We start from the raw sequence: 2,889 nt of genomic DNA, 5'->3' as shown, positions 1-2,889 counted from the left end.
CGGTTGCGAGTTCCCTGAAACCGCGTCCACGCGGACCGAGGGTCGGGAGTCGTCGCATCGGGCGGCATACTGAAATCATCATCAATGACGTATTGACAGTCTGGTTGCCCACACAACGTCAACTCGCGCACCCACTTACGAGTCTGGTAGCGGAGGTGCGTCGGCGATGCACGGGGGCCGTTGTCAGTTCACCGAGCCGCGATACTGTCGCTCGACGATGGACATCCCATAAGCGCGAAGAGGCAATGGAGCGGGTAAAAAATCCCAAATCGGCCATTGCACCAGGGAATTTTATAGTCGGGAACCCCCTCGACGTCGTCCAGATCGACCATACCCAAGCTGATCTTATTGTGGTCGACGACCTAATGAGACGCCCGTTGGGCCGTCCGTGGTTGTCGCTAGCGATCGATGTGGCCACGCGATGTGTGGTGGCTTTCTTTGTCGGCATTGACCGACCGAATGCCGCAACGGTCGCTTTGCTGCTCACGCGAATCGTACTGCCGAAAACGGAATGGCTCAGCAAGCTAGGCGTGCGAACGGACTGGCCCATGCATGGCATGCCGCGAGTGCTGCATCTGGATAATGCCGCTGAATTCAAAGGCAGGGCGTTGCGAATGGGGTGTGCCGAATATGGTGTCGAATTGATGTATCGACCAGTCGGCAAACCGCACTTCGGTGGGCACATTGAACGGCTGAACCGCACGCTTATGGAGCGCGTGCACGGTTTGCCAGGGTCAACTGGCTCGTCACCGAAAGGGCGCAAGGAGCGACGTTCCGAGCAACAGGCCGCATTGACCCTCCGGGAGTTTGAACAATGGTTGGCCCTCGAAGTCGGCCAGCGATATCACTACAGCGCCCATCGAGGCTTGCGTGGCGATACACCAGCTGGCAGATGGACGACGCTATGTGCGACCTCGCCTGTGCATGCGCTGTCAGGTGCTCCCGATGCACCCCTGCGATTTCTGTTGCATTTTCTTCCAGCGGCTCGCCGGACGATCCAACGCGATGGCCTTACGCTATTTCACATACGTTACTGGCACCCCATATTTACAGCATGGCGTGAGACCGACCACGACGTCATAGTTCGCTATCACCCGGAGGATCTCTCTCGCATCTATGTAAAGGTTGCGCGGCATGATTTTATCGAAGTGCGATATGCGGATCTGAGGCGCCCCGCCATTTCACTTTGGGAACAAAGAGCAGCAATGAAGCACCTGCGGGAGCAAGGCCAACGAACCATTTCGGAGGTCATGATGTTCCACACGATTGAAGAACAGCGCAGCCTGGTGGATCGCGCACAGAGGGCGACTCGAAGCATAATGCGGCGCCGCTTGCCAAAGACGCGCGGCCGGCCTCGATCTGAGCTTCTTCCTGCAAGGCTGGACGATAAATGCGAGTCTCAAACCGAGCCGATTGATTATAGCCAACCAATATCGGCGTACGACGTCGAGCAATGGTGACCAGTCAATGAAGCCCACGCCATTTTCACATCTGCTGCCTCCCGTGCGCGCGCAAGCGGAACTCGACGTCGAGGCTCGCATCAACTGCCTTTGGGGAAATCGCTGGATCGACTATCCACGGGCGAACCAGGCATTGCAGGAACTCGAAAGACTACTTACTCTTCCCCGCCGTGAGCGCATGCCATGCATGCTGCTGCATGGTGATTCTAATATTGGCAAAACTCAGATCATCGCCAAGTTCCGCCGACATCATCCCGATACGTTCGACGCCGAACGGGGAGTGGAAATCCGTCCCACGATCGCAATGCAGATGCCACCGACGCCAGATCAGCATCGCTTCTATTCGGCACTGTTATTCGAGGTTGGCGCGCCGCATAACGCCGCCGCAAGCGTTACTGTCCTTGAACGGCTTGCGCGGGATCTTCTGCGTCGAATGGCCCCGCGCATGTTTATGATTGATGAGGTCCGCCATCTTTTGGCGGGCTCATATCGCGAGCAGCGCGCTTCGCTCAATCTGCTCAAATTCCTTGCAAATGATCTCCAGGCCAGCATGGTATTGGTCGGCACCCAGGACGCCGTGATCGCCCTGCAGACTGACGCACAGATGGTCAGCCGCTTTAGGCCTTTCGAAGTGCCGCGCTGGCAAGAGAGCGATGCGTTCCGGCGCTTGCTGGCGGCGTTCGAGCGTGTCCTGCCGTTGCGCCTGCCGTCCGAGTTGGCGCAGCGAGAGATCGCGCAGTATGTCCTTGCCACAAGTGGTGGTCTAACGGGTGAGATATCCAGAATCATCAACGCGGCTGCAGAACTCGCGATCCGGAGTGGCCACGAAGCAATCAGGCTCGAGCATTTAAAAGATGTCACCTCTACAAGCGCGGGTTAACTTTCGCCCTTGGCCATATGCGCCGCGTCCTTTTGACGATGAGGCGTTCGGCAGCTGGTTCGGCCGCGTAGCGAGTCGCTACCAGGTGACTGTCGAGATGGCCTGGGAAATCAATGGACTTGGCCCGTTGCCAGCTTTGACCAGTGTGGGATGGATACTATTCGCCCCGTTGGACGAATCTGCGCTCGATAAGCTGGCCGCGCTCGCGCGCATTGACGCTGCGACCATTGCGAGCATTCAGACGCCGGACTCATGGATGGTGGCGAGAAGGCGATTGCCTTTTTGCTTTCGATGCCTGGTCATCAACCCGGTTGATGTGAGCACGCCCTACTGGAAGCGGGCTTGGCTGAACCCGTCCATTATCGAATGCTGCGAGCATGGCGCACAACTCGAAACGGCCCCATCCTCGGTGTTGCGCCGCGCGGGAAACATGCAGCAGTTGATATCAAGCGTCGGCAGATATCGCAGAGACGCGGTCAAACGGCGATTTAGAAGAGGTCGCTAGCGCAATTAATCGTCCTGCTAGCAGAAATAGTCGACCTCAACAGC

At 57.6% G+C, this 2,889-nt stretch carries 3 protein-coding genes; all 3 read left to right on the top strand.

Annotated features, from left to right (window positions below; translation table 11 throughout):
- Positions 1-245 precede the first annotated feature (245 nt).
- From H3V53_RS42645 to H3V53_RS42635, 3 genes are read left to right on the top strand one after another with little or no spacing between them, the layout of a single operon-like run.
- Positions 246-1,460 (top strand): transposase family protein, encoded by a 1,215-nt coding sequence (locus H3V53_RS42645; protein ID WP_336602964.1) that lies wholly within the window; start codon positions 246-248, stop codon positions 1,458-1,460.
- A 7-nt stretch (positions 1,461-1,467) separates the two neighbouring features.
- Positions 1,468-2,340, top strand: coding sequence for a TniB family NTP-binding protein (locus H3V53_RS42640; RefSeq protein WP_336602963.1), 873 nt, complete (start codon positions 1,468-1,470; stop codon positions 2,338-2,340).
- Complete coding sequence (locus tag H3V53_RS42635) at positions 2,315-2,845, top strand: TniQ family protein (protein WP_336602962.1); 531 nt, start codon at positions 2,315-2,317, stop codon at positions 2,843-2,845. The genes H3V53_RS42640 and H3V53_RS42635 overlap by 26 nt, the downstream gene beginning before the upstream one ends.
- The last annotated feature ends 44 nt before the right edge of the window (positions 2,846-2,889 follow it).

The organism is Paraburkholderia bengalensis, assembly GCF_037126505.1.
Classification (GTDB): Bacteria; Pseudomonadota; Gammaproteobacteria; order Burkholderiales; family Burkholderiaceae; genus Paraburkholderia; species Paraburkholderia bengalensis.
Note: the sequence above shows the minus strand (reverse complement) of the source record. Positions and strands in the feature narration are given on the sequence as shown.